The organism is Pantoea sp. B566, from assembly GCF_024793925.1.
Classification (GTDB): Bacteria; Pseudomonadota; Gammaproteobacteria; order Enterobacterales; family Enterobacteriaceae; genus Pantoea; species Pantoea ananatis.
Map to the genome: position 1 here is coordinate 2,829,797 of NZ_JANUQL010000003.1, position 24,924 is coordinate 2,854,720.

Genomic DNA, 24,924 nt, shown 5'->3' on the forward strand with positions numbered 1-24,924 from the left:
CACATCAGGAGTCGTAATGAAGCCCGAAATCATCGTCGTGGCCGCCGCGTATGGTCATCAACAGATTGCTGAGCTGGGCGGGCAGGCCGCGCTATTGCCCCTTATCCAGCAGGCGGGCGCCGACGGTGTGGAAATCCGCCGTGAACTGTTTGATGAGACCACGTTAGCCCATTTACCCGCGCTGGCGCAGGCAGCGCAGGTGCACCAGCTGCGCATCAGTTATTCGGTACCCGACACCTTGTTCTGTGAGGACGGCAAACTTAACCCCTTACTGGACGGTTATTTTTCCGAAGCACGTCAGTTGAATGCACAGCGGCTGAAAGTGGCGCTGGGTAACTTTACGGGCGCGCTGTACAGCGAAAAGCTACGTGGCCTGATGACAGAATATGGCGTGCCCCTGACTGTGGAAAACGATCAAACCCGCTTCGGCAAACAGCAACCGATGGTAGGGTTCTTTAAGGCCGCCGGTGAGGCGGCGCTGCCGATTACCATGACATTTGACATGGGTAACTGGTGCTGGACAGGTGAAGACCCGATCCAGGCGGCTGGTCTGCTGGCTGAGCATGTGGGTTACGTGCATGTCAAAGCGGCGGTGCCGCAGGGGACAAGCTACCGCGCCATCGCGCTGGATGATGCCGGCCCTGGCTGGCAAAGCCTGTTACACAGGTTGCCAGCAGCAGTGCCTCGCGGCATTGAGTTTCCGCTGGAAGGCGACGATTTGATTGCGGTGACGCGCCATTATGTGACGCTGCTGCGTAACGTCTGAGGAGTACATATGACTACCCATCCAAACGGCACGCTTGATGTAATCACCATCGGTGAGGCCATGGCCATGTTTGTCGCCCGTGAAACGGGCGATTTGGCCGCAGTAGACACCTTTGTGAAGCGCGCCGCTGGCGCAGAGCTGAACGTCGCTATTGGTCTGGCGCGACTGGGGCTGAAAGTGGGCTGGGTGAGCCGCGTGGGGCAGGACGCCTTTGGTCGCTTCATCTGTCAGGTGCTGGATAAGGAAAATATCGATCATCGTCAGGTGACCGTTGACCCGCGCTATCCAACCGGCTTCCAGCTGAAATCCAAAGTCGACGACGGTTCAGATCCGCTGGTGGAGTACTTTCGTAAGGGCTCCGCCGCCAGTCATCTGTCGCCAACAGATTTTGATCACGACTATTTTGGCGCTGCACGTCATCTGCACCTCAGCGGGGTTGCAGCAGCGATTTCAGACAGCTCACTTGAGCTGACAAAGCATGCTGCGAAAGAGATGCGGGCGCGAGGCAAAACGCTTTCGTTTGACCCCAATCTGCGTCCAGTACTGTGGCGCAGCGAAGGCGAAATGCGCAAGCAGCTCAATCTGTTAGCAGAATACGCGGACTGGGTACTGCCTGGCGAAAAAGAGGGCTATATCTTAACTGGCTATCGCCAGCCGCAGGATATCGCTGACTTTTATCTTGATAAGGGCGTAAAGGCGGTGATCATTAAAACCGGCTGTGAGGGGGCCTGGTACAAGACGGCCAGCGGTGAACAGGGCCAGGTGGAGGCGATGAGAGTGGATAACGTCGTCGATACTGTAGGGGCAGGGGATGGCTTTGCCGTGGGTGTGATTAGTGCGTTGCTGGAAGGGAAGCCACTGGTGCAGGCGATCCGCCGGGGTAACAAAATAGGTTCACTGGCGATTCAGGTTATTGGCGACAGCGAAGGGTTGCCGACGCGTCAGCAGTTAGGCGATGCATAGCCCAGCCCTCAAACACAGACAGAGGAGTTCCCGATGAAAACGCAGACGATCGCGCCAAAACGCTGGTGGTTCATCATGCCCATCGTGTTTATTACATACAGCCTTGCCTACCTTGACCGTGCCAATTTTAGTTTTGCCTCAGCAGCGGGCATTAACGACGATTTGGGCATCACGAAAGGCATGTCGTCATTACTGGGCGCCTTGTTCTTTCTGGGATATTTCTTTTTTCAGATACCCGGCGCGATTTATGCCGAACGCCGCAGCGTAAAAAAACTGATTTTCTGGTGCCTGATTCTGTGGGGCGGCTGCGCCTCACTGACCGGCGTAGTCAGTAATATTCCCATGCTGGCGGCCATTCGCTTTATCCTCGGCGTGGTTGAAGCGGCCGTAATGCCTGCGATGCTGATTTATATCAGTAACTGGTTTACTAAATCTGAACGCTCGCGGGCTAATACCTTTCTGATCCTGGGCAATCCGGTCACGGTATTATGGATGTCAGTGGTCTCCGGTTATCTGATTGAGGCCTTTGGCTGGCGGGAAATGTTTATTTTTGAAGGCATTCCTGCGGTCATCTGGGCCGTAGCCTGGTGGTTTATGGTGCAGGACAAACCCTCACAGGCACGCTGGATGAGTGAGGTCGAAAAAGCCGCGCTGCAGGCCGAGTTGCAAAAAGAGCAGGAAAGTATCAAGGCCGTGCGTAACTATGGGGAAGCCTTCCGTAACCGCAATGTGATCATTCTGTGTATGCAATATTTTGCCTGGAGCATTGGCGTTTACGGTTTCGTGCTGTGGCTACCTTCAATTTTGCGTAACGGTACGCAAATGGGCATGGTGGAGGCGGGCTGGTTATCGGCAGTGCCTTATCTGGCGGCGACCATTGCAATGGTACTGGTGTCCTGGGCGTCAGACAAAACCCAAAACCGTAAGTTATTCGTCTGGCCTTTATTGCTGATTGGGGCGCTGGCCTTCCTCGGCTCCTACCTGGTAGGATCGGGCAATTTCTGGCTATCCTATACGTTGTTAGTGATCGCCGGGGCTGCGATGTACGCGCCATATGGCCCCTTCTTTGCCATTATCCCGGAAATGTTGCCACGTAATGTTTCAGGTGGCGCAATGGCCCTGATTAACAGTATGGGTGCGCTGGGTTCCTTTATCGGCTCATGGATTGTGGGTTATCTGAATGGCGCGACCGGGAGTCCTTCTGCCTCCTATATCTTTATGGGAGGGGCGTTACTGCTGTCAGTGGTACTGACGCTTATCGTCAAACCTGCACAAAATAAGGCGCCATCGCTTCATGGGGCGAAACCGGCCTGAAAGCGTAAGCGTTAGCCTCTTCTCCGGGCGACCTTAGCGTTGCCCGTCATCTATTTACAGGAAGCTATCTGATGAAACCCGCCGTCATTCTATACAAAAAATTGCCTGACGATCTGCGTGCGCGTCTTGCTGAACACGCCACGGTGACTGAAATGAAGGATCTGTCGCCAGAAAGCCAGCAGCAGCATGAAAAAGCGCTGCAGGAGGCGGAAGGATTACTGGGCTCGGGCGGCAAAGTTAATCGCGATCTGTTGGCAAAAATGCCCAGACTGCGGGCCTGCTCAAGCGTGTCTGTGGGCTATGACAACTTTGATGTGGATGCGTTAAATCAACGAGGCGTGGTGCTGATGCACACGCCGACGGTGCTGACTGAAACGGTCGCCGACACCATCATGGCGCTGGTGCTCAGCAGCGCGCGCCGCATTCCGGAGCTGGATGCCTGGGTCAAGGCTGGCAACTGGCAAAAAAGCATCGGTCCGGCGCATTTTGGTATTGATGTACACCACAAAACGTTGGGCATTCTGGGGATGGGCCGCATAGGCATGGCGCTGGCCCAGCGGGCGCATTTCGGTTTTGGCATGAAAATTATTTATCAGGCTCGCCGCCAGCACGCGCAGGCTGAGTCACAGTTCGCCGCAGAACGGTGTGAACTGGAAACGCTATTGAAACAGAGCGACTTTGTATGCATCAGCCTGCCGCTGACTGAAGAGACTTACCATTTGATCGGCGCGGAACAGCTGAAACTGATGAAATCCAGTGCGGTACTGATCAATGCCGGCCGTGGGCCAGTGGTGGATGAAAACGCCCTGATTGCCGCCCTGCAGGAGGGCACTATTCACGCCGCCGGGCTGGATGTCTTCGAAAAAGAGCCTTTACCCACTGACTCGCCGCTGCTGTCGTTACCGAATGTCGTGACGCTGCCGCACATTGGTTCAGCGACCCACGAAACCCGATACGGAATGATGCAGGATGCGGTTGAAAACCTGATTGCAGCCCTTAACGGCAATGTAGAGAAAAACTGCGTTAATCCGCATGTCCTGACGTAATCCCTACGGCTTTCCATTGCGCCCGCCGGGAGCGGGCGTTATGGTGGTTCTCCCATTATTCATTACAAATTTTTAACCGCTATGGCCTTTTCTCAGTTCGGCGACAAATTTACTCAGCATTCCGGCATCTCACGTCTGATGGAAGACATGGGTGCAGGCTTACGCACGCCAGGCACTATCATGCTTGGCGGTGGCAATCCCGCGCAGATTCCGGAGATGAACGACTATTTTCAGCAGTTGCTGCAGCATATGCACGATGAAGGCAAACTGAGTGAGGCCTTGTGTAATTACGATGGCCCTCGCGGCAAGGCGGTGCTATTGGATGCGCTGGCGACGATGTTGCGAGAGCAACTGGGCTGGTCTATCACTGCACAGAACATCGCCCTGACCAACGGCAGCCAGAGCGCGTTTTTCTATCTGTTTAACCTGTTTGCAGGGCGCCGCAGTGACGGCAGCAAAAAACGCGTGCTGTTCCCTCTGGCCCCCGAATATCTGGGCTATGCCGATGCGGGTCTGGATGACGATCTGTTTATTTCGGCCAAGCCGAATATTGAGTTACTGCCGGAAGGGCAGTTTAAGTACCACGTCGATTTTGAACATTTGCCCATGAATGATGACGTCGGCCTGATTTGTGTATCACGCCCGACGAATCCAACCGGTAACGTGATTACCGATGACGAACTGCTGAAGCTGGATGTGCTGGCGCAGCAGCATGAGGTTCCACTGCTGATCGACAATGCCTATGGCGTCCCCTTTCCGGGCATTATTTTCAGCGATGTCCGGCCTTTGTGGAACCCCAATATCATTCTCTGCATGAGCCTGTCCAAACTCGGCCTGCCTGGCGCGCGCTGCGGAATTATCATCGCTGATGAAAGTACCATCACGGCGATTAGTAACATGAACGGCATTATCAGCCTGGCACCGGGCAGTATTGGGCCCGCTATCGCCTGTGAAATGATCCAGCGTGGCGATCTTTTGCGGCTGTCTGAAGGGGTGATCAAACCCTTCTACCAGCGCAAGGTCATGGAGACGATTAACATTATTCGTCGTTATTTGCCCGCAGAACGTTGTCTGATACATAAACCCGAAGGGGCGATTTTCCTGTGGTTATGGTTCCGCGATTTGCCGATCAGCACGGAGCTGCTGTATCAACGGCTTAAGGCGCGAGGCGTACTGATGGTGCCCGGGCACTTTTTCTTCCCGGGGCTGGAGCATGACTGGCCGCACACGCATCAGTGCATGCGTATGAACTACGTGCCGGATGCAGAAAATATTGAACGAGCCGTACAGATTCTTGCAGAGGAAGTGGAGCACGCCTGGCGGGACAGTTAGACCTGCTCCCGGTCTGAACATGGACAGCCCTATGTGAGGTTACCTGGTTATACGCCACGCTGCCTCAACCTGATATTGAGTGGGTGCCGAGGCCTGTTTTTGCATTATCGATAGATGCGATTGAGCTCAGCGCTATTGTGGCCTGAGACGGGCAAAAGGAGTGTGCTGTGTCGGGAAAAGATATGCTGTTGGCCCTTTGCGTGGTGGTTGCCTGGGGCGTGAACTTTGTGGTGATCAAACTGGGCCTGCAGAATATGCCGCCCTTCCTGCTGGCCGGGCTGCGTTTTGCCCTGGTCGCCTTTCCTGCCATTTTGCTGGTGCGTCGTCCTGCCGTGCCCCTGCGCTGGATTTTACTCTACGGGATGACCATCAGCTTTGGACAGTTTGCGTTTCTGTTTTTGGCGATCAAGCTGGGCATGCCCGCAGGTCTGGCCTCGCTGGTGCTTCAGGCCCAGGCGTTCTTTACGTTGCTACTCGGCGCGCTGTTCCTGGCAGAGAAACTCCGCTGGAACCATATCGCGGGCATTATTATCGCCACGCTGGGCATTTTTTTGTTAGCGACCTCAGGAATGGTGGGCCAGAGTGCGGCTGGTATTACGCTCACCACGATGATGCTTATGCTGGCAGCGGCATTCTCCTGGGGGCTGGGGAACATCACTAATAAGATCATTACGCGTCACTATCCGGTGCCGGTGATGTCGCTGGTGGTCTGGAGCGCACTGGTCCCGGTTATCCCCTTTATTGGCTGTTCGCTGCTGTTCGACGGTAAAGCCGCGATAGTCAGTAGCCTGGCGCAGATTAACCTGCAGACGGTACTGGCGCTCGTTTATCTGGCCTTTATCGCGACTATTTTGGGCTATGGCATCTGGAGTACGCTGCTTAGCCGTTATGAAACCTGGCGCGTGGCACCGCTTTCTCTGCTGGTTCCGGTTGTTGGAATCGTCAGTGCAGCCTTGTTGTTGAACGAAACGCTGTCACTCCAGCAGGTTGTCGGCGCTGCGGTCATTATTGTCGGCCTGCTGGTGAATATGTTTGGTGGCATGATCAGGCAGCGGTGGTTTATGCGCCCGCAGATCTAAAGTATCAGGCTGAGGTTGCAGGCCTCTGACGAGCATACAACCTCATTTTCTGATTGTTTATCCGTGGGCGTGATGATCAAAGCCATAGAGATCTGATGGATTATCGCGCAAAATCAACAACCTGTCCGCAGACGAAGGTGCCCAGTGCGCCAGTAAATCGAGCATAGCGGCATCATCGGGCTTATCATTTTCTGCTTTTGTCGGATGGGGCCAGTCACTTCCCCATAACAGGCGGTCTGGCCGGCGCCTGACCAGTTCCGCAGCGACCTGGCCGACATCCTCATAACCCGGTGGTCCGATGCGCGACTTGATATAGGGTCCAGACAGTTTTATCCAGGTATTACCCGCGTCAAGAAGACGGGTTAATGTCTGGAAACATGGCGCTTTTGTTCCCTCGGGTTGCGGAACATGTCCCATGTGATCGATAACCAGCTTTGTCGGCAATGCTCTCAGGCGCGATGCCAGCTCAGCCAGTTTTTCACCGGGCGCAACAACCTGAATATGCCATCCCAGTGGTGCGATTCGAGAAGTAAGAGGCTCCAGACTGTCCAGAGAGGTTCCCCCTCTGCTCAAATTAAAACGGATACCACGCACGCCCTGCCGGTCCATTTCTTGTAGCTCTGCATCACTCACCGAATCGTCGACAACGGCCACGCCCCTTGCCTGTCCACCACTCTGCCTGAGACCGTCAATTAAAAGCCGGTTATCTGTGCCGTAGGTCGAAGGTGTGACAATGACCATGCGGCGAAGTCCCAGCCGGGTTTGTAACTGGTGGTAGTCGGCAAGAGAGGCATTGGCGGGCCGTAAGCTGGCACCGGGCGCAGCAGGGTATTTATCGTTATAAAGGTGCATATGGCAGTCCACGCTGCCTTCGGGAACGTCCAATACAGGTTGTTTTTCTCCTGAGCTAAAAGGTGTGCTGCTGAGGGCGTTAAAAACCGTTAGCGCACTCAGCGCACCGCCGGCCTGTAATATAAAGCGTCGGGTTATAGCCATTAAGAGACTCCTTACATGTTGGAAAGAGTATTTAATGTATCGTCGTGTAACGTTATATTCTAATCTGTCGTTACGGTTAAGTTTATCGCTAAGCGTTTTTGGTCAGCATGATTTATAAAAATAAATTTAATCCTGTGTGAGTGTATAGGTGATGAAATGTTATAGAAAAATTTTTAAGGAAAATAAGTGATGAGAATGGCCAGGGTTGAAGGGGATGTTATTGCATGCATGTTTTTACGTGATGCATATAAAACGATTGGTTATCACACATGAGTGGTCATTATTTTCATTGGTATGGCGTTTAAATATAGAAGTCGGCGCGGCATTATATTTATTAATGACGGGTCAGCAGGCATAAATATGGAACGCACTCCTCAGAAAAAATAATTAGCCTGGACAGCCCGCCGGGGAGATGAAAGTATCAATCCACCAAGGCAATGAAAGACCAAAAAAATTGCACGATTTCCTCAGCCTCAAACGTTACTTCCGGGCCGGGGAGCTGTGCTTATTATCATTCACAGGCCGGATGTGATGAAAAAAAACACTACGCCAACACCGCACGATGCGACTTTCCGGCAATTTTTAACCCAGCCCGAAATTGCCCGCGATTTTATGGATATTCATCTCCCTGAAGAGCTGCGCGCTGTTTGTGATCTCAATACGTTAAAGCTGGAGTCAGGTTCTTTTGTCGAAGCGGATCTTCGTCAATATTTTAGCGATGTGCTTTACAGCCTGAAAACCGCAGGCGGTGAGGGTTATGTTCATGTGTTGATCGAGCATCAGTCTTCACCCGATAAACATATGGCGTTCAGGCTCCTGCGCTACGCGGTAGCGGCAATGCAGCGCCATCTCGAAGCTGGCCATAAAGCCTTGCCGCTGGTGATACCCGTACTGTTTTATATGGGGAGACGCAGGCCATATCCTTATTCCACCTGTTGGCTGGATGAATTTACCCATCCCGCGCTGGCCGGTAAATTGTACAGCACCCGCTTTCCGCTGGTTGATGTCACGGTAATATCGGATGACGAAATAGCGGGCCATCGCAGTATGGCTGCGCTGACGCTGTTACAAAAGCATATCCATCAGCGCGATCTCGCCGATCTGATGGACAGGCTTGTTCCTGTGCTGCTGTCAGGTTATCTTTCATCATCACAGGTCGTATCATTGGTACATTATATCATGCAGGCGGGGGAAACCCCGGCCGTCGAGGCTTTCATTCAGGAACTCGCCCTGCGGGTGCCGCAACATGGAGACGCGCTCATGACCATTGCACAGCAGCTTGAACAAAAAGGTATTCAGAAAGGCCTTGAGCAAGGTATTCAGAGAGGCCGCGATGAGGGGAAACGTGAAGTCGCGCGAACCATGCTACAGAATGGTCTCGATCTTTACACCATAATGAAAATGACAGGCCTGAGCGAGGAAGAACTGGCGCAGATTCAACACTGATTTCTGTGCAGTTGGTCGTTCAGGGCGGTTGTATTCCTGCCTTATTTAGCGCGTTCTCCTTTTTTCAGTCAGTTTCCCTGACCGCGGCGCTTCCTCAGTGACGCGTTAGTGCTATCGCATCCATAAAAAACGGCCACAGCATGTAGGCTGTGGCCGTTTTCAAAATGACGTAGCCATTACGGCCGCTTTATTTCAGAATTTCAATCCGGCGAGGTTTCGCTTCTTCAGGCACCAGGCGCTCGAGATCGATGCTTAACAGACCATTTTCCAGACGCGCATCGCGTACGACGATATGGTCAGCCAGCTGGAACTTGCGCTCGAAATTACGCTCGGCGATGCCCTGGTAGAGATACTTACGTTCAGTCTGCTCTTCTGGGTGGGCACCGCGCACGATCAGCACGTTGTCGTGGGCAGTAATATCAAGTTCACTCTGGGCAAAGCCGGCCACCGCAATGGTAATGCGATAATGGTTTTCATCAACCAGTTCGACATTATAAGGAGGATAACCGCCATTGCTCTGATTTTGATTGGACTCAAGCAGGTTGAACAGGCGATCAAAACCGATAGCAGAGCGATAAAGTGGAGACAGATCAAAGTTACGCATAAAAATACTCCTGAATGTCAGCAAGTTTTGGCAACCTTCCACCATTGGACAGGTTGTGTCGTACCGCATTGCCCCTTACGGCGGCAACCTTAACGGCCTGCTATAAAAATGGGTGCGGACAACATCCTTTCAAGGGCCTGTGCGTAATTTTTTCGCCAAATCGGTGAAATGACATACACTCAGGGGTAGATTGCCGGACCAGAACGGACTTCACTATCAGGTGGGAAGGTACGCTGGCGAGCCAACTCAGCCAGGTGTGACCAGGACTGAAGGGATGACGATATGAAAATGATGAAAAGGTTACCGCTGGCTGGCGTTATGTGCTGCGCAGTCGTTTCAAGCGGCTGTTCGAGCGTGATGTCGCATACCGGAGCAAGCCAGGGCTATTATCCGGGCACGCGCGCCAGCGCGGATATTCTGACCGACAGTAACACCAGTTGGGCGCTTAAGCCGCTGGCCCTGGTTGACCTGCCGTTTTCTGCGGTCATGGATACGCTGTTATTGCCATGGGATTACTATCGCAGTGACAGCGACCAAAGCCTGGACTCTCCGCGCGCTCGGGTGCTGCAGAGCGAAAAGCTGGCGCACACTGAAGAAAATCTCGCGCATGCCCAGCCCATGCCCACTATGCAACCGCAACGGTAAACAACTGTCGCCAGCCCTCAATCTCACGCATGAAGGCAATCTGCTTCCCGTCTGGTGACCAGACGACCGCATCACCAGACGGTGCATCACTGCTTCGCACCGTTAAACGCTCACACTCGCCCGTTACCACATGGCAGCGCATAACGCTGTTGTCGCAGATAAAGGCAATCGCTTCGCCGCGAGGCTGCCAGCTAAACGCCGACTGAATACTGTGGGTAAGCCGGGTCACCTGATGTGGTTCGCCGCCATTGGGCGACACGACCCAGAGCTGGATGACCTGTTGGTTATCCGCCATCAAAAACGCAATTTTGCTGCCGTCTGGCGAGCTGCGCAACCAGTGACGAGGCTGTGATGCCAGGCCCCGGGTAGTCGTTATTCGACGTTGCCGGACGCCAGCGGGTGGAGCCGGTAAACGATCGCTGCTACCTTCCAGTGGGAAAAAGCCGGGTTTTGCGAAGTCTTCCAGCTTTTCTGGCAGATCGACCACGAACACCTCAGGACACTTTTCGCCTGAAGCGGAAAGGGTATCGCCTGTAAAGGCGATGGCCCAGCGCTGCCAGCTACCGTCAGGTTTTTGATAGCCTTGGTTACCAATCCATCCCTCTTCATATGCCCGACTGATCTGATCGCTGCCCGGCTGCGGATTGACGTGGGTTTCACTGACCAACACACAAAAATGGCTACCGTCATATTCTCGTGGGTGCTGCTTTTCTGGCGTAACCGCCCGCAGGGGAACGGCGACGCCAACGTTACGCAGGTCGAGGCGCCGATCCCGTTCGTGCATCACATGATCGTTATAGGTGAAACTGAGACGTGTCCCATCCGGGCTAAAAACATGTACGTGGGAGCCGCCCCGCAAGGCTCCGGCAGTAAAGGGCGGAGTAATGTCACATGCATCCAGATTTTCTGCCTGACCCTTTTCAACGATCACGCCACGGCGATGATGAAAATCGTACTGCCAGTTGTCATCGGGATGTTCTGGCCCATGAATACAAACGTAACGTGGGGGCAATGTCGGACTCACGGTGACAACCCCAACGTGCGCGTCATCCCTTGCCTGATATAACACCTCCACGTCGCCGGTGTTCACATTGACCCGCTCAATGGTCTGGCTGGTAAAAGAGGCACCGGAGGGCCGCACATCAAATGCCAGCCACTGGCTGTCGGCTGTCCAGACGTTGATGTTAGTCAACTGATGATGGCGTGATGCAAATGTGATCTGTTTTTCAGACATGACAAAATCCAGTGAGCGGTAATATTCAGACAAGTTACGCGCGTATTTACCGATGAAACGGCAGCGTCAGGTGCTTTCACTCGCCGTTTCATCCTGCGTCAGGAAAGAATTAAAGTACCCATTTTTCAATCGCGTGCGCGACGCCATCTTCCCTGTTGGTTTTGGTAATAAACTGGGCAATTTTCTTCACCGACTCAATTGCATTGCCCATCGCCACGCCAGTGCCCGCGTAGTCAATCATGGCCAGATCGTTTTCCTGATCGCCTATCGCCATGACGTCTTCCGCTTTCAGGCCCAGTTTTTCTGCCAGCATTTTTACGCCATAGCCTTTGTTCACCCGGCGATCGAGAATCTCCAGGTAATAAGGCGCACTTTTCAGGATGGTGTAAGTCTGATGCGCCTGCTCAGGCAGTTTTGCAATCGCCGCATCAAGCAGGCCGGGTTTATCAATCATCATCAGTTTCGGGAAACGCGTGGCGGGATCCATCTCTTCTACTGCGCGATAACGTACCGGAATACCGGTCAGGCTGGCTTCGTGAATAGTGAATTCGCTGATGTCTTTGTTTGGCGTATAGAGATGGGATTTATCAAAAGCCTGAAAATGTACGCCCAGTTCTCGCGCCAGCTTCTCGACATACAAATAATCGTCAAAGCCCAGCGTCACATCCGCCACGACCTCGCCATCTTCGGCCTGATGAACCAGTGCGCCATTATTGCTGATGCAGTACTGTCCGTGAGCCTGTAGATCAAGCTCCTTCAGATAACGTTCAATGCCAACGAAAGGCCTGCCGGTCGCTAACACAATGGACACCCCTTTTTCCCGGGCGCGGTTCAGGGCGGTTTTTACCGCAGGCGTGATCTCATGCTGCGGATTAAGCAGCGTGCCATCCATATCAATTGCGATCAGTTTTATAGCCATAGCATCCTCGTTGTGTCGGGTTTACTGCAATGCTAGCGCGATTCAGCTCACATTGACCAGTTTGTCGACGCTTTACAGCACGCGTAAACCATTATCTTGTTGCAGCGGGTTCTGCCCCGCGCAGGGCAGTCAGACGTATCGGGCAAAAAAAACCCTTCCGGTGGGAAGGGTTTTGTCTGTCGCAGGGCGATTAGATATCAATATTTGCGGCTTTCAGCGCATTCTCTTCAATGAAAGCGCGGCGCGGTTCAACCGCGTCACCCATCAACGTGGTGAACAGCTGATCGGCGGCAATCGCATCTTTGATGGTCACGCGTAACATACGGCGGCTGTCCGGATCCATGGTGGTTTCCCACAGCTGCTCTGGGTTCATTTCGCCCAGACCTTTATATCGCTGCACTGACAGGCCGCGACGTGACTCTTTCTCCAGCCAGTCAATCGCCTGTTCAAAACTGCTGACAGGCTGACGGCGTTCGCCACGTTCGATATAGGCATCTTCTTCAAGCAGGCCGCGAAGCTTGCCGCCCAGTGCACAGATCTTGCGGTATTCGCCACCCTGCAGGAACTCGGCATCCAGAGGATAATCCGTGTCCACTCCATGTGTGCGAACGCGTAAAACCGGCTCAAAGACATTCTGCTCACGGTTCTCACGCACCTGGGCCAGATAGGTACTGCCGTGCGCCTCGCGTGCAGTCAGGTAGCTAACCAGACCGTTAATCCAACTGGTCACCTGCGCTTCGTTGCTGATATCGCTCAGTGTGTCGTGATAAATCAGCGCACGCAGCATGGCCATCGGATAACGACGCTCCATGCGTTTGATCATCTTCTGAGTGCTGTTGAATTCAGCGACCAGTGTTTCCAGCGGTTCGCCGCCTAGCGCGGGTGCGCTGGCGGTGGTATGCAGCGAGGTACCGTCAAGGGCGATAGCAATCTGGTACTGCAGCATGGCTTCGTCATCCTTGATGTATTGCTCCTGCTTACCTTTTTTCACCTTATACAGCGGCGGCTGCGCGATATACACGTGACCACGCTCGATAATCTCTGGCATCTGACGATAGAAGAAGGTCAACAGCAGTGTACGAATGTGGGAGCCGTCGACGTCCGCATCGGTCATGATGATGATGCTGTGGTAACGCAGTTTATCCGGATTGTATTCATCGCGGCCGATGCCACAGCCCAGCGCGGTAATCAACGTGGCGACTTCCTGAGAAGCCAGCATCTTATCGAAACGCGCCTTCTCAACGTTCAGGATCTTACCTTTTAGCGGCAGAATGGCCTGATTCTTACGGTTGCGGCCTTGCTTGGCAGAACCGCCCGCAGAGTCACCCTCCACCAGGTAAATTTCTGACAGCGCCGGGTCGCGCTCCTGGCAGTCCGCCAGTTTGCCTGGCAGGCCAGCAAGATCCAGCGCGCCTTTACGGCGGGTCATCTCACGGGCACGGCGTGCGGCTTCACGAGCGCGTGCGGCGTCAATAATTTTGCCCACAACGATTTTTGCATCGCCCGGATTTTCCAGCAGATATTCAGCCAGCAGTTCATTCATTTGCTGCTCAACGGCCGATTTCACTTCTGAAGAAACCAGTTTGTCTTTGGTCTGTGAAGAGAATTTCGGGTCCGGCACTTTGACCGACACGACCGCAATCAGACCTTCACGGGCATCGTCACCGGTCGCGCTGACTTTGGCTTTTTTGCTGTAGCCTTCTTTATCCATGTAGGCATTCAGCGTACGCGTCATCGCGGCGCGGAAACCCGCAAGGTGTGTACCGCCGTCGCGCTGTGGAATATTGTTCGTGAAGCAGTAGATGTTCTCCTGAAAGCCGTCATTCCACTGCAGTGCGACTTCCACGCCAATGCCGTCTTTCTCGGTTGAGAAATAGAATACGGTTGGGTGAATAGGCGTTTTGTTTTTATTCAGGTACTCAACAAAGGCGCGGATACCACCTTCGTAGTGAAAGTGGTCGTTTCTTGCATCACGCTTGTCTTCCAGACGAATCGATACGCCAGAGTTCAGGAAGGACAGTTCGCGCAGGCGTTTCGCCAGAATGTCATATTCGAAATCGGTAACGTTGGTGAAGGTGTCATGGCTTGGCCAGAAACGAATGCGGGTACCGGTTGCATCGGTATCTCCCGTAACCGCCAGCGGCGCTTCAGGTACGCCATGCAGATAAATCTGCTGATGCACTTTGCCTTCACGACGAATGGTCAGTTCCAGTTTCTGGGACAGGGCGTTCACAACGGAAACACCTACGCCGTGCAGCCCGCCAGACACTTTATAGGAGTTGTCGTCAAACTTACCGCCAGCGTGCAGCACGGTCATGATAACTTCAGCCGCCGACACACCTTCTTCTTCGTGGATACCGGTTGGAATTCCGCGTCCGTCATCCTGAACGGAAACCGAATTATCGGCATGGATTGTCACGACAATATCTTTACAGTGACCGGCGAGCGCTTCGTCGATTGCGTTATCCACGACCTCGAATACCATGTGATGCAGACCGGTTCCGTCATCGGTATCGCCGATGTACATGCCCGGGCGTTTGCGTACCGCATCAAGCCCTTTCAGGACTTTGATACTTGAAGAGTCATAAGAATTCGACATCAACGTTTCTCGCTCATTTAATCTTTAGGTTGAACCGCTATTTTACCCTGTTCCACGCGGAACATCTTGCCCTTTTCGTCAGTCATGTCGATTACATGCTCCGAAGAGATGGCGCTGACAAAAACCTGTGCCTGGGTTGCTTTAAGTCGTTCCGCCAGCAGGCGGCGACGGCTGTCATCCAGTTCAGAAGCAAAGTCATCAATGAGGTAAACACAGCGGCGTCCGCTCTGGCGGGTCAGGAACTCGCCCTGTGCCAGACGCAATGCGCACATCAGCAGTTTAAGCTGACCGCGTGAGAGTAAATCTTCCACCGGCGTGCCCTCGGCACGAATACGAAAATCCGCTTTGTGCGGGCCGCTGGCGGTATAAGTCAGGGCGCGATCGCGTTCGAAGTTGCGCTCAAGCAACTCGGCATAATCGCTTTCTTTGTCCCAGCCGCGCTGGAACGAAAAACGCAGATCACATTCGGGCAGGAACTGTGCACAGGTGGTGACAATTTCGGCCGAGATGGCTGCGCTGTAGTCGGCGCGCCACTGGCTGATTTGCTCCGCCAGCGGCACCAGCTCCTGATCCCAGGGACGAATCTGGCTGTAGCGCGTTACCTGGCGCAACGCCGCATTGCGTTGCTTAAGCAGGCGTCGCAGATTGCTCCAGGCATTAAAAAAACCGGGTGTGTTATGAAAGCAGCCCCAGTCGACATAGGCTCTACGATATTTGGGACCGCCGTTGAGTAAGGTAAAACCTTCCGGCGTGATCAACTGCATTGGCAGCAACTGTGCCAGCTCAGCGACTTTGTGGCCATCGCTGCCATCAATACGCACTTTGTTTTCGCCAGCGCGATTTTTACTGAGCCCGACCGAAAACTCACGTTCCTGGCCTTCCAGCCTGCCGTGCAGCACAAATGCTGCCTGATCGTGACGAATTACCCGGCCGGCCTGCAAACTGCGGAAAGCACGGCCGTGACCCAGTGTGTAAATCGCCTCCAGCACGCTGGTTTTACCGCTACCATTCGCCCCTACCAGAAAGTTAAATCCTGGCGCTAACGCTAAGTCGGCCTGTTCAATATTACGAAAATCTTTTATCAGCAGGCGGGTTAAAGCCATGAATCAATCCAGCGTGAAGGGCAAATGAGGTTTATCGAATCTCAGTGAGTAAGGACGTCAACGGCACCGCACCTTTTCGCACGGGCAGTGCGCCTGACGCATACAGCGTACGTGACAGGTGCACTGCCCGAATAAAGCCCGTGTGCTACAGACGCATCGGCATGACGACATAGGCCGCTGCCGGACTCACCACATCTTCAATCTGCACGCTCGAAACGGAATCCGTCAGCAGCAGGCGGACATTCTCGCACTTAAGTGCATTCAGTACATCCAGTACGTAACTGACGTTGAAGCCAATTTCCAGCTCGCTGCCGGTATAGCTGACATCCAGCATCTCTTCCGCTTCTTCCTGCTCAGGATTATTAGCGGTAATTTTTAGCTGATTTTCGGTGATATGGAGACGAACGCCGCGGAATTTCTCATTAGAGAGGATCGCCGCACGGGCAAAAGCCTGCTTGAGCAGATCGCAGCCTGCCTCCAGCGCTTTATCCGGATTTTTTGGCAGCACCCGACGATAATCCGGGAAGCGACCATCCACCAGCTTAGAGGTAAAAATATAGTCGCCAACGTGCGCGCGGATGTTGCTGCTGCCAATCTGCACCTGAAGCGGTGTATCACCGCCGTCCAGCAGGCGTAACAGCTCGATAACCCCTTTACGCGGCACAATGACTGAATGGCTGGGAAGCGCCTGGCCAATGGGCATGGAGCAGACCGCCAGACGGTGACCGTCGGTGGCGACCGTACGCAGCTCTTCGCCTTCCGTCTCAAACATCATGCCGTTCAGGTAGTAGCGTACGTCCTGATGGGCCATAGAGAACTGCGTGGCTTCGATCAGGCGTTTTAGCGTGGCCTGAGGCAGGGTGAATTCCACCTCGTTCTGCCAGTCATCCAGATTTGGGAAGTCGCTGGCGGGCAGGGTAGAGAGCGAAAAACGGCTACGGCCGGAACGCACTAACATGCGCTCGCCTTCCAGCGTCACGTTTATCTCCGCCCCTTCCGGCAGGCCACGGCAAATATCCAGGAATTTGCGTGCCGGAACGGTCGTCGCACCCGTCTCGTGCGGCTGGGTTAAGGCAACCCGTGCAACCATTTCCATTTCCAAATCGGTGCCGGTCAGTAACAACGATCCTTCATTAACCTGCATCAGCAGATTGCCGAGGATAGGCAACGTCGGGCGACCGCCTAGCGGACCGCTGACTTGCTGCAGCGGCTTTAGCAACTGTTCACGTTCAACAATAAATTTCATAGCGTCACGAAGATAATGTTCTGATGAGATTTGAGAAATCTTCTTTGATGTCGTGGCTTTCTTCACGCAGTTGCTCAATCTTACGGCAAGCGTGAAGTACCGTGGTATGGTCGCGACCACCAAAAGCGTCGCCGATCTCCGGCAAACTGTGGTTAGTCAGCTCTTTAGCCATCGCCATCGCCATTTGACGCGGACGCGCTACCGAGCGCGAGCGGCGCTTAGAAAGCAGGTCAGCGACTTTAATTTTGTAGTACTCAGCAACGGTCTTCTGAATATTATCAATAGTGACCAGCTTCTCCTGCAGGGCCAGCAGATCCCGCAGTGCTTCACGAACGAAGTCGATGGTAATCGCCCGGCCGGTAAAGTTGGCGTTGGCGATAACCCTGTTCAGTGCCCCTTCCAGCTCACGGACGTTAGAGCGTAAACGCTTGGCAATAAAGAAAGCCACTTCGCCCGGCAGGCGGATATCGTTTTCATCCGCCTTTTTCATCAGGATCGCAACGCGTGTTTCCAGTTCCGGCGGCTCGATCGCCACCGTTAAGCCCCAGCCAAATCGCGACTTCAGACGATCTTCAACACCGTTGATCTCTTTTGGATAACGATCCGAGGTCAGGATGATCTGCTGATTGCCTTCTAACAGCGCATTAAAGGTGTGGAAAAACTCTTCCTGAGAACGCTCTTTGTTGGCAAAGAACTGAATGTCATCGATCAGCAGGGCGTCAACCGAACGGTAATAGCGCTTAAACTCTTCGATAGCATTATTTTGTAGCGCTTTAACCATGTCCTGCACAAAGCGCTCAGAGTGCATATAAACCACTTTGGCATTGGGTTTACGCGCAATAATGCCGTTGCCGACTGCATGCAACAGGTGGGTTTTCCCCAGGCCCGTACCGCCATAAAGAAACAGTGGGTTGTAGGCGCCGCCAGGGTTATCAGCCACCTGACGTGCCGCCGCGCGTGCCAGCTGGTTCGATTTACCTTCAACAAAGTTATCGAAGTTATGACGATTATTAACGTTAGAGCGATAAGTGACATCCGCAGGCGCAGGGACGTTGTCCCAGCTTGGGCGGACAATTTGTGCCGGTGCCGGACGGTTTTGAACCGGTGCAGCCGGCGCGCTGACGCTGGCCATCGCTGGCTGACTGACCGCTGCGGCTTGTTGAACCGGGCGCGTGCCCACCTCAAAACGCAACAGAGGTACATTCGCACCGCAGAACTCATTTAGTAGTGCATTGATGCTGTTGAGGTATTTATCCCGAACCCAGTCGAGTACGAAGCGGTTAGGAGCATATAAGGCAAGCGTATTGTCGTTTAATTCAGCCTGAAGTGGACGGATCCACATGCTGAATTCGGTGGCAGGAAGCTCATCCTGCAAACGGGCAAGACACTGTTGCCAAAGCGTAAGTGACACGGCGGACTCCACTCGTACAAATTCGATAAGAAAAGTAGGTGCTAATCTAAGAAACGTTCATTTTGACACAGACGAAAGAAAGCGCCTGCGACCGCTATCAGCGGTTTTCCATCCTGCAATCATTAGAGGATCGTCAGAGGAAGGGCGGATCATAGCGCAAAGCGCGACAGAGATCTTCCCTTTCTACACAGTTTTTATCCTTTTTATCCACAGGACATGAACGCGAAGGAAAGTCTACGCCTGTGGCAGAAAAAACCACCTGGGATCGCGCTGAATGATTCAATTTTTCGGACGATCTCTCGTTTTTGTCTGCGCCTGCGGCAGGTCGATCGCAATAAGATCCTGCGCGATCCTTGCGCTTTAACGCAGACCCCGTATAATTCTTCCCCCGGCGTTGTCGCGTAAAGCTCAATGCCCGGACTCAGCGGGCTGTATCCGGGTTATCTGGTACCGCGACAAGCGAAGTAAATTGACTCGGGACTGTACAATTATTACAATCCCGCCTCTTTATTAAAGACACATTGAGGCGTCGGTCTGTTTTTTGGTCCGGAAACGCGTCACCCAGTGAAAATTTTCAAGTTTAGGTAGAAATCGCCATGAAACGCACTTTTCAACCGTCCGTACTGAAGCGCAACCGTTCACACGGCTTCCGTGCTCGTATGGCTACTAAAAATGGTCGTCAGGTTCTGGCACGTCGTCGTGCTAAAGGCCGCGCTCGTCTGACCGTTTCTAAGTAATAAAGCTAACCCTGATGGGTAAGCTCGCATTTCCCAGGGAGTTACGTTTGTTAACTCCCACTCATTTCACTTTCGTCTTTCAGCAGCCACAACGGGCTGGCACGCCGCAAATTACTATTCTCGGCCGCCTTAACGCGCTGGGGTATCCCCGCATCGGTCTGACCGTCGCGAAAAAACATGTGAAACGCGCTCACGAACGCAACCGGATCAAGCGATTGACCCGCGAAAGCTTTCGCCTGCGTCAACATGAATTGCCGTCGATGGACTTTGTGGTGGTTGCGAAGAAGGGTGTTGCCGATCTCGATAACCGTATGTTGGCGGAAGCGTTGGAGAAATTATGGCGTCGTCACTGTCGCCTGGCGCGCGGTTCCTGATCGTCCTGATACGCGTCTATCAACGCGGCATCAGTCCATTACTGGGGCCACACTGTCGGTTTCATCCGACCTGCTCTCAATACGGAATTGAGGCCTTGCGCAGGTTTGGGTTGATAAAAGGCAGTTGGTTGACTTTAAAACGCGTATTAAAATGCCACCCTTTGAACCCGGGTGGTGACGATCCTGTGCCGCCAAAAACCTTTGATACCAGAGAACATTAACGATGGATTCGCAACGCAATCTCTTTCTCATCGCTTTTCTGTTCGTGTCTTTCATGATCTGGCAAGCCTGGCAGACGGACCATGCTCCGAAGCCTTTGCAGACCCAGACCACGCAGAACACAAACAGTGCAGCCGGTGATGCTGCAGGCCAGGGTGTACCGGCCAGCGGCCAGGGTAAAACGATCACCGTTAAGACTGATGTCCTGTCATTAACGATCAACACCCGCGGTGGCGATGTTGACCAGGCTCAACTGCTGACTTACCCGGATAAGTTGGGTTCTGACAAGCCGTTTGAGCTGCTGGAAACCACACCGTCGTTTGTTTACCAGGCGCAAAGTGGTTTAACCGGCCGTAATGGTCCGGACAACCCGAATAATGGTGCGCGTCCGCTGTATAACACGGCTCAGGATCACTTCGAACTGGCTGAGGGTCAGAGCGAACTGCGTGTTCCGATGACGTTCACCGCTGAAAACGGCGTTGTTTACACCAAGACATTCGTGTTCAAGCGTGGCGACTATGCGGTTAACGTTGACTACAACATTAACAATACCAGCCAGCAGCCGCTGGAATTGTCGATGTTTGGTCAGTTAAAACAGACGATCGATTTGCCTAAGCACCGTGATACCGGCAGCAACAACTTTGCGTTGCACACCTTCCGCGGAACGGCTTACTCCACCAGCGAATCGAAATACGAAAAGATTAAGTTCGATACCATCGCCGATAACGAAAACCTCAATACCACCACCAGCAATGGCTGGGTGGCAATGTTGCAGCAGTATTTCGCGACCGCATGGGTACCGCGCACGCAGGGGACAAACACGCTTTATACCAGCAATCTGGGTAATGGCGTTGCTGCAATCGGCTATAAATCTGCGCCGGTAACCGTCGCACCAGGTGCGCAACAGACGCTGGATGCCACGCTGTGGGTAGGGCCGGAAATTCAGGACAAGATGGCCGCGATTGCGCCTCACCTTGACCTGACGGTTGACTACGGTTGGTTATGGTTCATCTCTCAGCCGCTGTTTAAACTGTTGAAGTTCATTCACAGCTTTATCGGTAACTGGGGCTTCTCCATCATCATTATCACGTTCATCGTGCGTGGCATCATGTACCCGCTGACAAAAGCGCAGTACACCTCGATGGCGAAAATGCGCATGCTACAGCCGAAGATTCAGGCGATGCGTGAGCGTTTAGGTGACGATAAGCAGAAGCAGAGCCAGGAGATGATGGCGCTGTATAAGGCAGAAAAAGTGAATCCGCTGGGTGGCTGCTTGCCGCTGGTCATTCAGATGCCTATCTTCCTTGCCCTGTACTACATGCTGTCTGGCTCGGTAGAACTGCGTCATGCGCCGTTTATATTGTGGATCCACGATCTGTCAGCACAGGATCCGTACTATATCCTGCCGATTCTGATGGGTATCACCATGTTCTTCATTCAGAAGATGTCACCGACCACCGTGACCGATCCGATGCAGCAGAAGATCATGACTTATATGCCTGTGATTTTCACCGTGTTCTTCCTGTGGTTCCCGTCAGGTCTGGTGCTGTACTACATCGTCAGTAACCTGGTAACCATTCTACAGCAGCAGCTGATTTATCGCGGCCTGGAAAAACGTGGCTTACACAGTCGCGACAAGAAGAAAGCGTAAGACCGTCGCGGGAGGTTTCCCGCGATAAATACGGTTATGCTCAGGCGGTCAAAGCGACCGCCTTTGTTTTTTGTAGTGAGAGAGAATTTATGAGCCATAGCGATACCATTGTTGCTCAGGCAACCCCGCCCGGACGGGGCGGCGTTGGCATTTTGCGCATTTCCGGTCCGCGAGCCGCAGAGGTTGCCCAGCAGATACTGGGTAAACTGCCCAAACCGCGTTACGCCGACTATTTATCGTTTAACGATAGTGACGGTAGCGTGCTGGATCAGGGAATCGCGCTATGGTTTCCCGGCCCTCACTCTTTTACCGGTGAAGACGTGCTGGAGTTACAGGGCCATGGCGGTCCGGTGATTCTGGATCTGCTGCTGAAACGTATTGTGGCGCTGCCTGGCCTGCGCATTGCCCAACCGGGCGAATTCTCTGAGCGGGCTTTCCTTAACGATAAACTCGATTTAGCCCAGGCAGAAGCGATCGCCGACCTGATTGATGCCAGCTCAGAACAGGCGGCACGCTCGGCGGTCAACTCGCTGCAGGGAGCCTTCTCTGTTCGCATTAATCATCTTGTGGAAGCCCTGACGCACCTGCGTATCTATGTTGAGGCGGCCATTGATTTCCCCGATGAGGAGATCGATTTTCTGTCTGACGGCAAAATCGAAGGGCAGTTGAATACGGTCATCAGCGATCTTGATGCCGTGCGTGCCGAAGCCAAACAGGGCAGCCTGTTGCGCGAAGGCATGAAGGTGGTGATTGCCGGCCGCCCCAACGCAGGAAAATCCAGCCTGCTGAATGCGCTTGCCGGTCGTGAGGCGGCCATCGTGACGGATATTGCCGGCACAACGCGCGACGTGCTGCGTGAGCATATTCATATTGACGGTATGCCGTTGCATATCATTGATACCGCAGGGTTGCGTGAGGCCAGCGATGAAGTGGAACGTATTGGTATTGAACGCGCCTGGCATGAAATCGAACAGGCCGACAGGGTGCTGTTTATGGTGGACGGCACAACGACGAACGCAACCGAGCCCGCGGAGATCTGGCCGGATTTTGTCGCGCGTCTCCCGCCTCAGTTGCCGATTACCGTCGTACGCAACAAGGCGGACATCACTGGTGAAACGCGGGGACTGACCAACGTGAATGGCCACGCGCTCATCAGGCTGTCAGCCCGAACCAGCGAAGGCCTGGATACACTGCGTGACCATCTGAAACAGACCATGGGCTTTGCCGATAATATGGAAGGCGGTTTCCTGGCACGTCGCCGCCATTTGCAGGCACTGGAGCTTGCCGCTACGCATCTTGAACAGGGCAAATCCCAACTGTTGGGTGCCTGGGCTGGCGAGTTGCTGGCAGAAGAACTGCGTCTTGCGCAGCAGGCGCTTAGCGAAATCACTGGTGAATTTACGTCAGACGATTTGCTGGGGCGAATTTTCTCCAGTTTCTGTATCGGCAAATAACACTGCACATGACCCGTAAGCGGCCCGGTAAAACGAAGCCGTCGCCGTTTACGGGCCAACGCGTCATGTGTTGCTTATTGGTTGTTGTGGCGTAGATTATTGTAGGGTTGGATGTTATGAAGCCGTATTTTCAGCTGGACGTCGACAAGCACATCACGCAATGAGACGGGCTGAAACGCATCCAAAAACGTGAACTCACCGTATAGGTTGAATACTGGATGTTTTCCCTGGAGAGTTATATGACTACATCGCTTGATAATGCCGCGCTAGACACCCTTTTTTACCACGCCCGCACCCATAATCACTGGCAGCAAAAACCCGTCGAACAGGCCCTGCTGGAACAGCTCTACAAGCTCGTTGCCCTGGCCCCAACTTCAGCAAACTGCTCCCCGGGACGCTTCGTTTTTGTCACCTCAGCCGAGGGGAAAGAAAAGCTGAAACCGGCGCTGGCGTCCGGCAATCTTGAGAAAACAATGAGCGCACCGGTCACCGTTATTATTGCCTGGGACAGCGAGTTTTATCAGCATTTGACGATGCTGTTTCAACATGCCGATGCGCGTAACTGGTTTACTAACACGCCAGATTTAGTCAAAGAGACGGCGTTTCGCAACAGTAGCTTACAGGCAGGCTATCTAATTCTTGCAGCCCGAGCGCTGGGGCTGGATGCGGGACCCATGTCGGGCTTCGATCCGCTAAAAGTTAACGATGCCTTTTTTGCCGATACCACCTGGCAGGCGAATCTGTTAATTAATCTGGGCTATGGCATCCCGGATAAACTTCCTCCCCGTTTGCCCCGCTTGAGTCTTGAGCAAGCCTGCCAGTTCGTCTGATATCCCAGCGCGTTACGACTTTTTCGTAACGCCCGTTTCTGCTGGTGACTTCTGCCTGTAGTGAGGGCTCCAGCCTGCTGCTTTTCTGAAAAAAGGGCAAGCTGTATGCGGTAGCCTGAGAAAGCGCTTATAATGGAGTTGATGATTATTTGACCATTTTCATGGAGAGACAGATGGCGGGTCATTTTGTTCGTTGGACAGGCAATCCCGGGCAGTTGGTGGCTGATAGCGCCATCCCGCAGGACATCATCGACAGCGCGCAGCATCTTGCGGATAAACGTCGAGGGCGATTTCTGGCAGCCCGTATCTTGCTGGCACAGCTCATGCAGCGTATTTACGGCCTTCATCGTCTTCCGCCCATCGTTAAGCGTCATAACGGCCGCCCGGCCTTTGCGGATCGCGATCTTCCTGACTTCAATATTGCCTACGCGGGGAATACCGTGGGCGTCCTGCTGGCTGAAGAGCGCAGTCAGGTCGGCCTGGATATGGATATCGTGCGGGCACACAGTCGTCAGACGCAGGCGCTGATGGTGCAGGGGTTAAGTTCAGGAGAAATCGCCTGGATCAATGCTCAGCAAGATGTGCCTGAGGCCGTGACGCAGATCTGGACGCTGCGCCACAGCGTAATGAAACTGCAGGGCGCAGGTGAAGAAGGGCTGCGTTCGCTACAGCTATTGCCCGGCGCCGGGCGCCTGCGTACAACGCTGCCCACCGACCTGCAGATTCTGTGCGATGCGGAGCCCACGCTGGTGTGGTCCTGTGCTTTATCACCCCATGTGCGGCGCCTTTACTTATGGGAAATCACCGGCGGCGGCCAGTGGTCTGCACTGCGTGATATCGCGTTAGATAAGCCGGATGACGGGACAAAAATGATGCGTCTGACGACGCTGCATGGACGCGCGCTGGCCTCATACTGACCCAGTAACAGGCCGCCAGCGCACGACTTCCCAGGGCGC

The 24,924-nt window shown here is 53.7% G+C and carries 23 protein-coding genes; 15 read left to right on the forward strand and 8 right to left on the reverse strand.

What is annotated here, in order from left to right; translation table 11 throughout:
• Positions 1-16: 16 nt before the first annotated feature.
• From NYE92_RS14965 to NYE92_RS14990, 6 genes are all read left to right on the forward strand, one after another.
• A complete protein-coding gene (locus NYE92_RS14965) occupies positions 17-766 on the forward strand; it encodes a sugar phosphate isomerase/epimerase (RefSeq protein WP_014332930.1) in 750 nt (249 codons plus the stop codon).
• Between the two features lie 9 nt (positions 767-775).
• Positions 776-1,729 (forward strand): sugar kinase, encoded by a 954-nt coding sequence (locus NYE92_RS14970; protein ID WP_013023983.1) that lies wholly within the window; start codon positions 776-778, stop codon positions 1,727-1,729.
• A 33-nt stretch (positions 1,730-1,762) separates the two neighbouring features.
• Positions 1,763-3,043 (forward strand): MFS transporter, encoded by a 1,281-nt coding sequence (locus NYE92_RS14975; protein WP_013023984.1) that lies wholly within the window; start codon positions 1,763-1,765, stop codon positions 3,041-3,043.
• A gap of 71 nt (positions 3,044-3,114) precedes the next feature.
• On the forward strand, positions 3,115-4,089 hold the full coding sequence (gene ghrB / locus NYE92_RS14980; protein ID WP_013023985.1) for a glyoxylate/hydroxypyruvate reductase GhrB: 975 nt from the start codon (positions 3,115-3,117) through the stop codon (positions 4,087-4,089).
• Between the two features lie 81 nt (positions 4,090-4,170).
• Positions 4,171-5,421 carry a valine--pyruvate transaminase gene (locus tag NYE92_RS14985; protein WP_013023986.1) on the forward strand — a complete coding sequence of 417 codons (1,251 nt, stop codon included), beginning with the start codon at positions 4,171-4,173 and terminating at the stop codon, positions 5,419-5,421.
• Between the two features lie 167 nt (positions 5,422-5,588).
• Positions 5,589-6,500, forward strand: coding sequence for an O-acetylserine/cysteine exporter (locus NYE92_RS14990; RefSeq protein ID WP_013023987.1), 912 nt, complete (start codon positions 5,589-5,591; stop codon positions 6,498-6,500).
• 57 nt (positions 6,501-6,557) lie between these two features.
• Here NYE92_RS14990 and NYE92_RS14995 read toward each other — a convergent pair whose 3' ends face one another.
• The gene (locus NYE92_RS14995; RefSeq protein ID WP_019104669.1) at positions 6,558-7,496 is read right to left on the reverse strand and encodes an amidohydrolase; all 939 of its coding nucleotides are present in this window, start codon (positions 7,494-7,496) and stop codon (positions 6,558-6,560) included.
• Between the two features lie 531 nt (positions 7,497-8,027).
• On the opposite strand from NYE92_RS14995, the gene NYE92_RS15000 reads away from it, so the two are divergent.
• Complete coding sequence (locus NYE92_RS15000) at positions 8,028-8,942, forward strand: Rpn family recombination-promoting nuclease/putative transposase (protein ID WP_014604702.1); 915 nt, start codon at positions 8,028-8,030, stop codon at positions 8,940-8,942.
• Positions 8,943-9,129: 187 nt separating this feature from the next.
• Here the strand turns inward: NYE92_RS15000 and ibpA are convergent, their stop codons facing one another.
• Positions 9,130-9,546: a small heat shock chaperone IbpA gene (ibpA, locus tag NYE92_RS15005; protein WP_014332924.1), complete on the reverse strand. Its 417-nt coding sequence runs from the start codon at positions 9,544-9,546 to the stop codon at positions 9,130-9,132.
• A gap of 282 nt (positions 9,547-9,828) precedes the next feature.
• Here ibpA and NYE92_RS15010 point away from each other — a divergent pair, with 282 nt between their 5' ends.
• Positions 9,829-10,191 carry a YceK/YidQ family lipoprotein gene (locus NYE92_RS15010; protein ID WP_013023991.1) on the forward strand — a complete coding sequence of 121 codons (363 nt, stop codon included), beginning with the start codon at positions 9,829-9,831 and terminating at the stop codon, positions 10,189-10,191.
• Here the strand turns inward: NYE92_RS15010 and NYE92_RS15015 are convergent.
• The 6 genes from NYE92_RS15015 to dnaA form a co-directional block, all read right to left on the reverse strand.
• Positions 10,172-11,425 carry a DUF3748 domain-containing protein gene (locus NYE92_RS15015; RefSeq protein WP_019104671.1) on the reverse strand — a complete coding sequence of 418 codons (1,254 nt, stop codon included), beginning with the start codon at positions 11,423-11,425 and terminating at the stop codon, positions 10,172-10,174. The genes NYE92_RS15010 and NYE92_RS15015 overlap by 20 nt on opposite strands.
• A 109-nt stretch (positions 11,426-11,534) precedes the next feature.
• Complete coding sequence (gene yidA, locus NYE92_RS15020; protein WP_013023994.1) at positions 11,535-12,344, reverse strand: sugar-phosphatase; 810 nt, start codon at positions 12,342-12,344, stop codon at positions 11,535-11,537.
• Positions 12,345-12,534: 190 nt separating this feature from the next.
• A complete protein-coding gene (gyrB, locus tag NYE92_RS15025) occupies positions 12,535-14,943 on the reverse strand; it encodes a DNA topoisomerase (ATP-hydrolyzing) subunit B (protein ID WP_014332922.1) in 2,409 nt (802 codons plus the stop codon).
• A gap of 17 nt (positions 14,944-14,960) precedes the next feature.
• A complete protein-coding gene (gene recF / locus NYE92_RS15030; protein WP_105087892.1) occupies positions 14,961-16,046 on the reverse strand; it encodes a DNA replication/repair protein RecF in 1,086 nt (361 codons plus the stop codon).
• A gap of 145 nt (positions 16,047-16,191) precedes the next feature.
• On the reverse strand, positions 16,192-17,292 hold the full coding sequence (dnaN, locus tag NYE92_RS15035) for a DNA polymerase III subunit beta (protein WP_014332920.1): 1,101 nt from the start codon (positions 17,290-17,292) through the stop codon (positions 16,192-16,194).
• Positions 17,293-17,296: 4 nt separating this feature from the next.
• Positions 17,297-18,703, reverse strand: coding sequence for a chromosomal replication initiator protein DnaA (gene dnaA / locus NYE92_RS15040; RefSeq protein ID WP_014332919.1), 1,407 nt, complete (start codon positions 18,701-18,703; stop codon positions 17,297-17,299).
• Positions 18,704-19,299: 596 nt separating this feature from the next.
• On the opposite strand from dnaA, the gene rpmH reads away from it, so the two are divergent.
• The 7 genes from rpmH (at position 19,300) to NYE92_RS15075 (ending at position 24,885) form a co-directional block, all read left to right on the forward strand.
• Positions 19,300-19,440: a 50S ribosomal protein L34 gene (gene rpmH / locus NYE92_RS15045; protein ID WP_000831330.1), complete on the forward strand. Its 141-nt coding sequence runs from the start codon at positions 19,300-19,302 to the stop codon at positions 19,438-19,440.
• A gap of 14 nt (positions 19,441-19,454) precedes the next feature.
• A complete protein-coding gene (rnpA, locus tag NYE92_RS15050) occupies positions 19,455-19,814 on the forward strand; it encodes a ribonuclease P protein component (RefSeq protein WP_013023999.1) in 360 nt (119 codons plus the stop codon).
• On the forward strand, positions 19,778-20,035 hold the full coding sequence (gene yidD, locus NYE92_RS15055) for a membrane protein insertion efficiency factor YidD (protein WP_014607035.1): 258 nt from the start codon (positions 19,778-19,780) through the stop codon (positions 20,033-20,035). Before rnpA ends, yidD begins: the two co-directional genes overlap by 37 nt.
• 2 nt (positions 20,036-20,037) lie before the next feature.
• The gene (yidC, locus tag NYE92_RS15060; RefSeq protein ID WP_013024000.1) at positions 20,038-21,684 is read left to right on the forward strand and encodes a membrane protein insertase YidC; all 1,647 of its coding nucleotides are present in this window, start codon (positions 20,038-20,040) and stop codon (positions 21,682-21,684) included.
• A gap of 89 nt (positions 21,685-21,773) precedes the next feature.
• Complete coding sequence (gene mnmE / locus NYE92_RS15065; protein WP_259019122.1) at positions 21,774-23,138, forward strand: tRNA uridine-5-carboxymethylaminomethyl(34) synthesis GTPase MnmE; 1,365 nt, start codon at positions 21,774-21,776, stop codon at positions 23,136-23,138.
• A 239-nt stretch (positions 23,139-23,377) separates the two neighbouring features.
• Positions 23,378-23,968: a malonic semialdehyde reductase gene (locus tag NYE92_RS15070; protein WP_259019123.1), complete on the forward strand. Its 591-nt coding sequence runs from the start codon at positions 23,378-23,380 to the stop codon at positions 23,966-23,968.
• A 173-nt stretch (positions 23,969-24,141) separates the two neighbouring features.
• A complete protein-coding gene (locus NYE92_RS15075; protein ID WP_015701322.1) occupies positions 24,142-24,885 on the forward strand; it encodes a 4'-phosphopantetheinyl transferase superfamily protein in 744 nt (247 codons plus the stop codon).
• Positions 24,886-24,924 lie beyond the last annotated feature (39 nt).

Bases quoted from the DNA above. Each gene is read 5' to 3' on its own strand.
- NYE92_RS14965 (WP_014332930.1), top strand. From the start codon at position 17: ATGAAGCCCGAAATCATCGTCGTGGCCGCCGCGTATGGTCATCAACAG.
- NYE92_RS14970 (WP_013023983.1), top strand. From the start codon at position 776: ATGACTACCCATCCAAACGGCACGCTTGATGTAATCACCATCGGTGAG.
- NYE92_RS14975 (WP_013023984.1), top strand. From the start codon at position 1,763: ATGAAAACGCAGACGATCGCGCCAAAACGCTGGTGGTTCATCATGCCC.
- ghrB (WP_013023985.1), top strand. From the start codon at position 3,115: ATGAAACCCGCCGTCATTCTATACAAAAAATTGCCTGACGATCTGCGT.
- NYE92_RS14985 (WP_013023986.1), top strand. From the start codon at position 4,171: ATGGCCTTTTCTCAGTTCGGCGACAAATTTACTCAGCATTCCGGCATC.
- NYE92_RS14995 (WP_019104669.1), bottom strand. From the start codon at position 7,496: ATGGCTATAACCCGACGCTTTATATTACAGGCCGGCGGTGCGCTGAGT.
- NYE92_RS15000 (WP_014604702.1), top strand. From the start codon at position 8,028: ATGAAAAAAAACACTACGCCAACACCGCACGATGCGACTTTCCGGCAA.
- ibpA (WP_014332924.1), bottom strand. From the start codon at position 9,546: ATGCGTAACTTTGATCTGTCTCCACTTTATCGCTCTGCTATCGGTTTT.
- NYE92_RS15010 (WP_013023991.1), top strand. From the start codon at position 9,829: ATGAAAATGATGAAAAGGTTACCGCTGGCTGGCGTTATGTGCTGCGCA.
- NYE92_RS15015 (WP_019104671.1), bottom strand. From the start codon at position 11,425: ATGTCTGAAAAACAGATCACATTTGCATCACGCCATCATCAGTTGACT.
- yidA (WP_013023994.1), bottom strand. From the start codon at position 12,344: ATGGCTATAAAACTGATCGCAATTGATATGGATGGCACGCTGCTTAAT.
- gyrB (WP_014332922.1), bottom strand. From the start codon at position 14,943: ATGTCGAATTCTTATGACTCTTCAAGTATCAAAGTCCTGAAAGGGCTT.
- recF (WP_105087892.1), bottom strand. From the start codon at position 16,046: ATGGCTTTAACCCGCCTGCTGATAAAAGATTTTCGTAATATTGAACAG.
- dnaN (WP_014332920.1), bottom strand. From the start codon at position 17,292: ATGAAATTTATTGTTGAACGTGAACAGTTGCTAAAGCCGCTGCAGCAA.
- rpmH (WP_000831330.1), top strand. From the start codon at position 19,300: ATGAAACGCACTTTTCAACCGTCCGTACTGAAGCGCAACCGTTCACAC.
- rnpA (WP_013023999.1), top strand. From the start codon at position 19,455: ATGGGTAAGCTCGCATTTCCCAGGGAGTTACGTTTGTTAACTCCCACT.
- yidD (WP_014607035.1), top strand. From the start codon at position 19,778: ATGGCGTCGTCACTGTCGCCTGGCGCGCGGTTCCTGATCGTCCTGATA.
- yidC (WP_013024000.1), top strand. From the start codon at position 20,038: ATGGATTCGCAACGCAATCTCTTTCTCATCGCTTTTCTGTTCGTGTCT.
- mnmE (WP_259019122.1), top strand. From the start codon at position 21,774: ATGAGCCATAGCGATACCATTGTTGCTCAGGCAACCCCGCCCGGACGG.
- NYE92_RS15070 (WP_259019123.1), top strand. From the start codon at position 23,378: ATGACTACATCGCTTGATAATGCCGCGCTAGACACCCTTTTTTACCAC.
- NYE92_RS15075 (WP_015701322.1), top strand. From the start codon at position 24,142: ATGGCGGGTCATTTTGTTCGTTGGACAGGCAATCCCGGGCAGTTGGTG.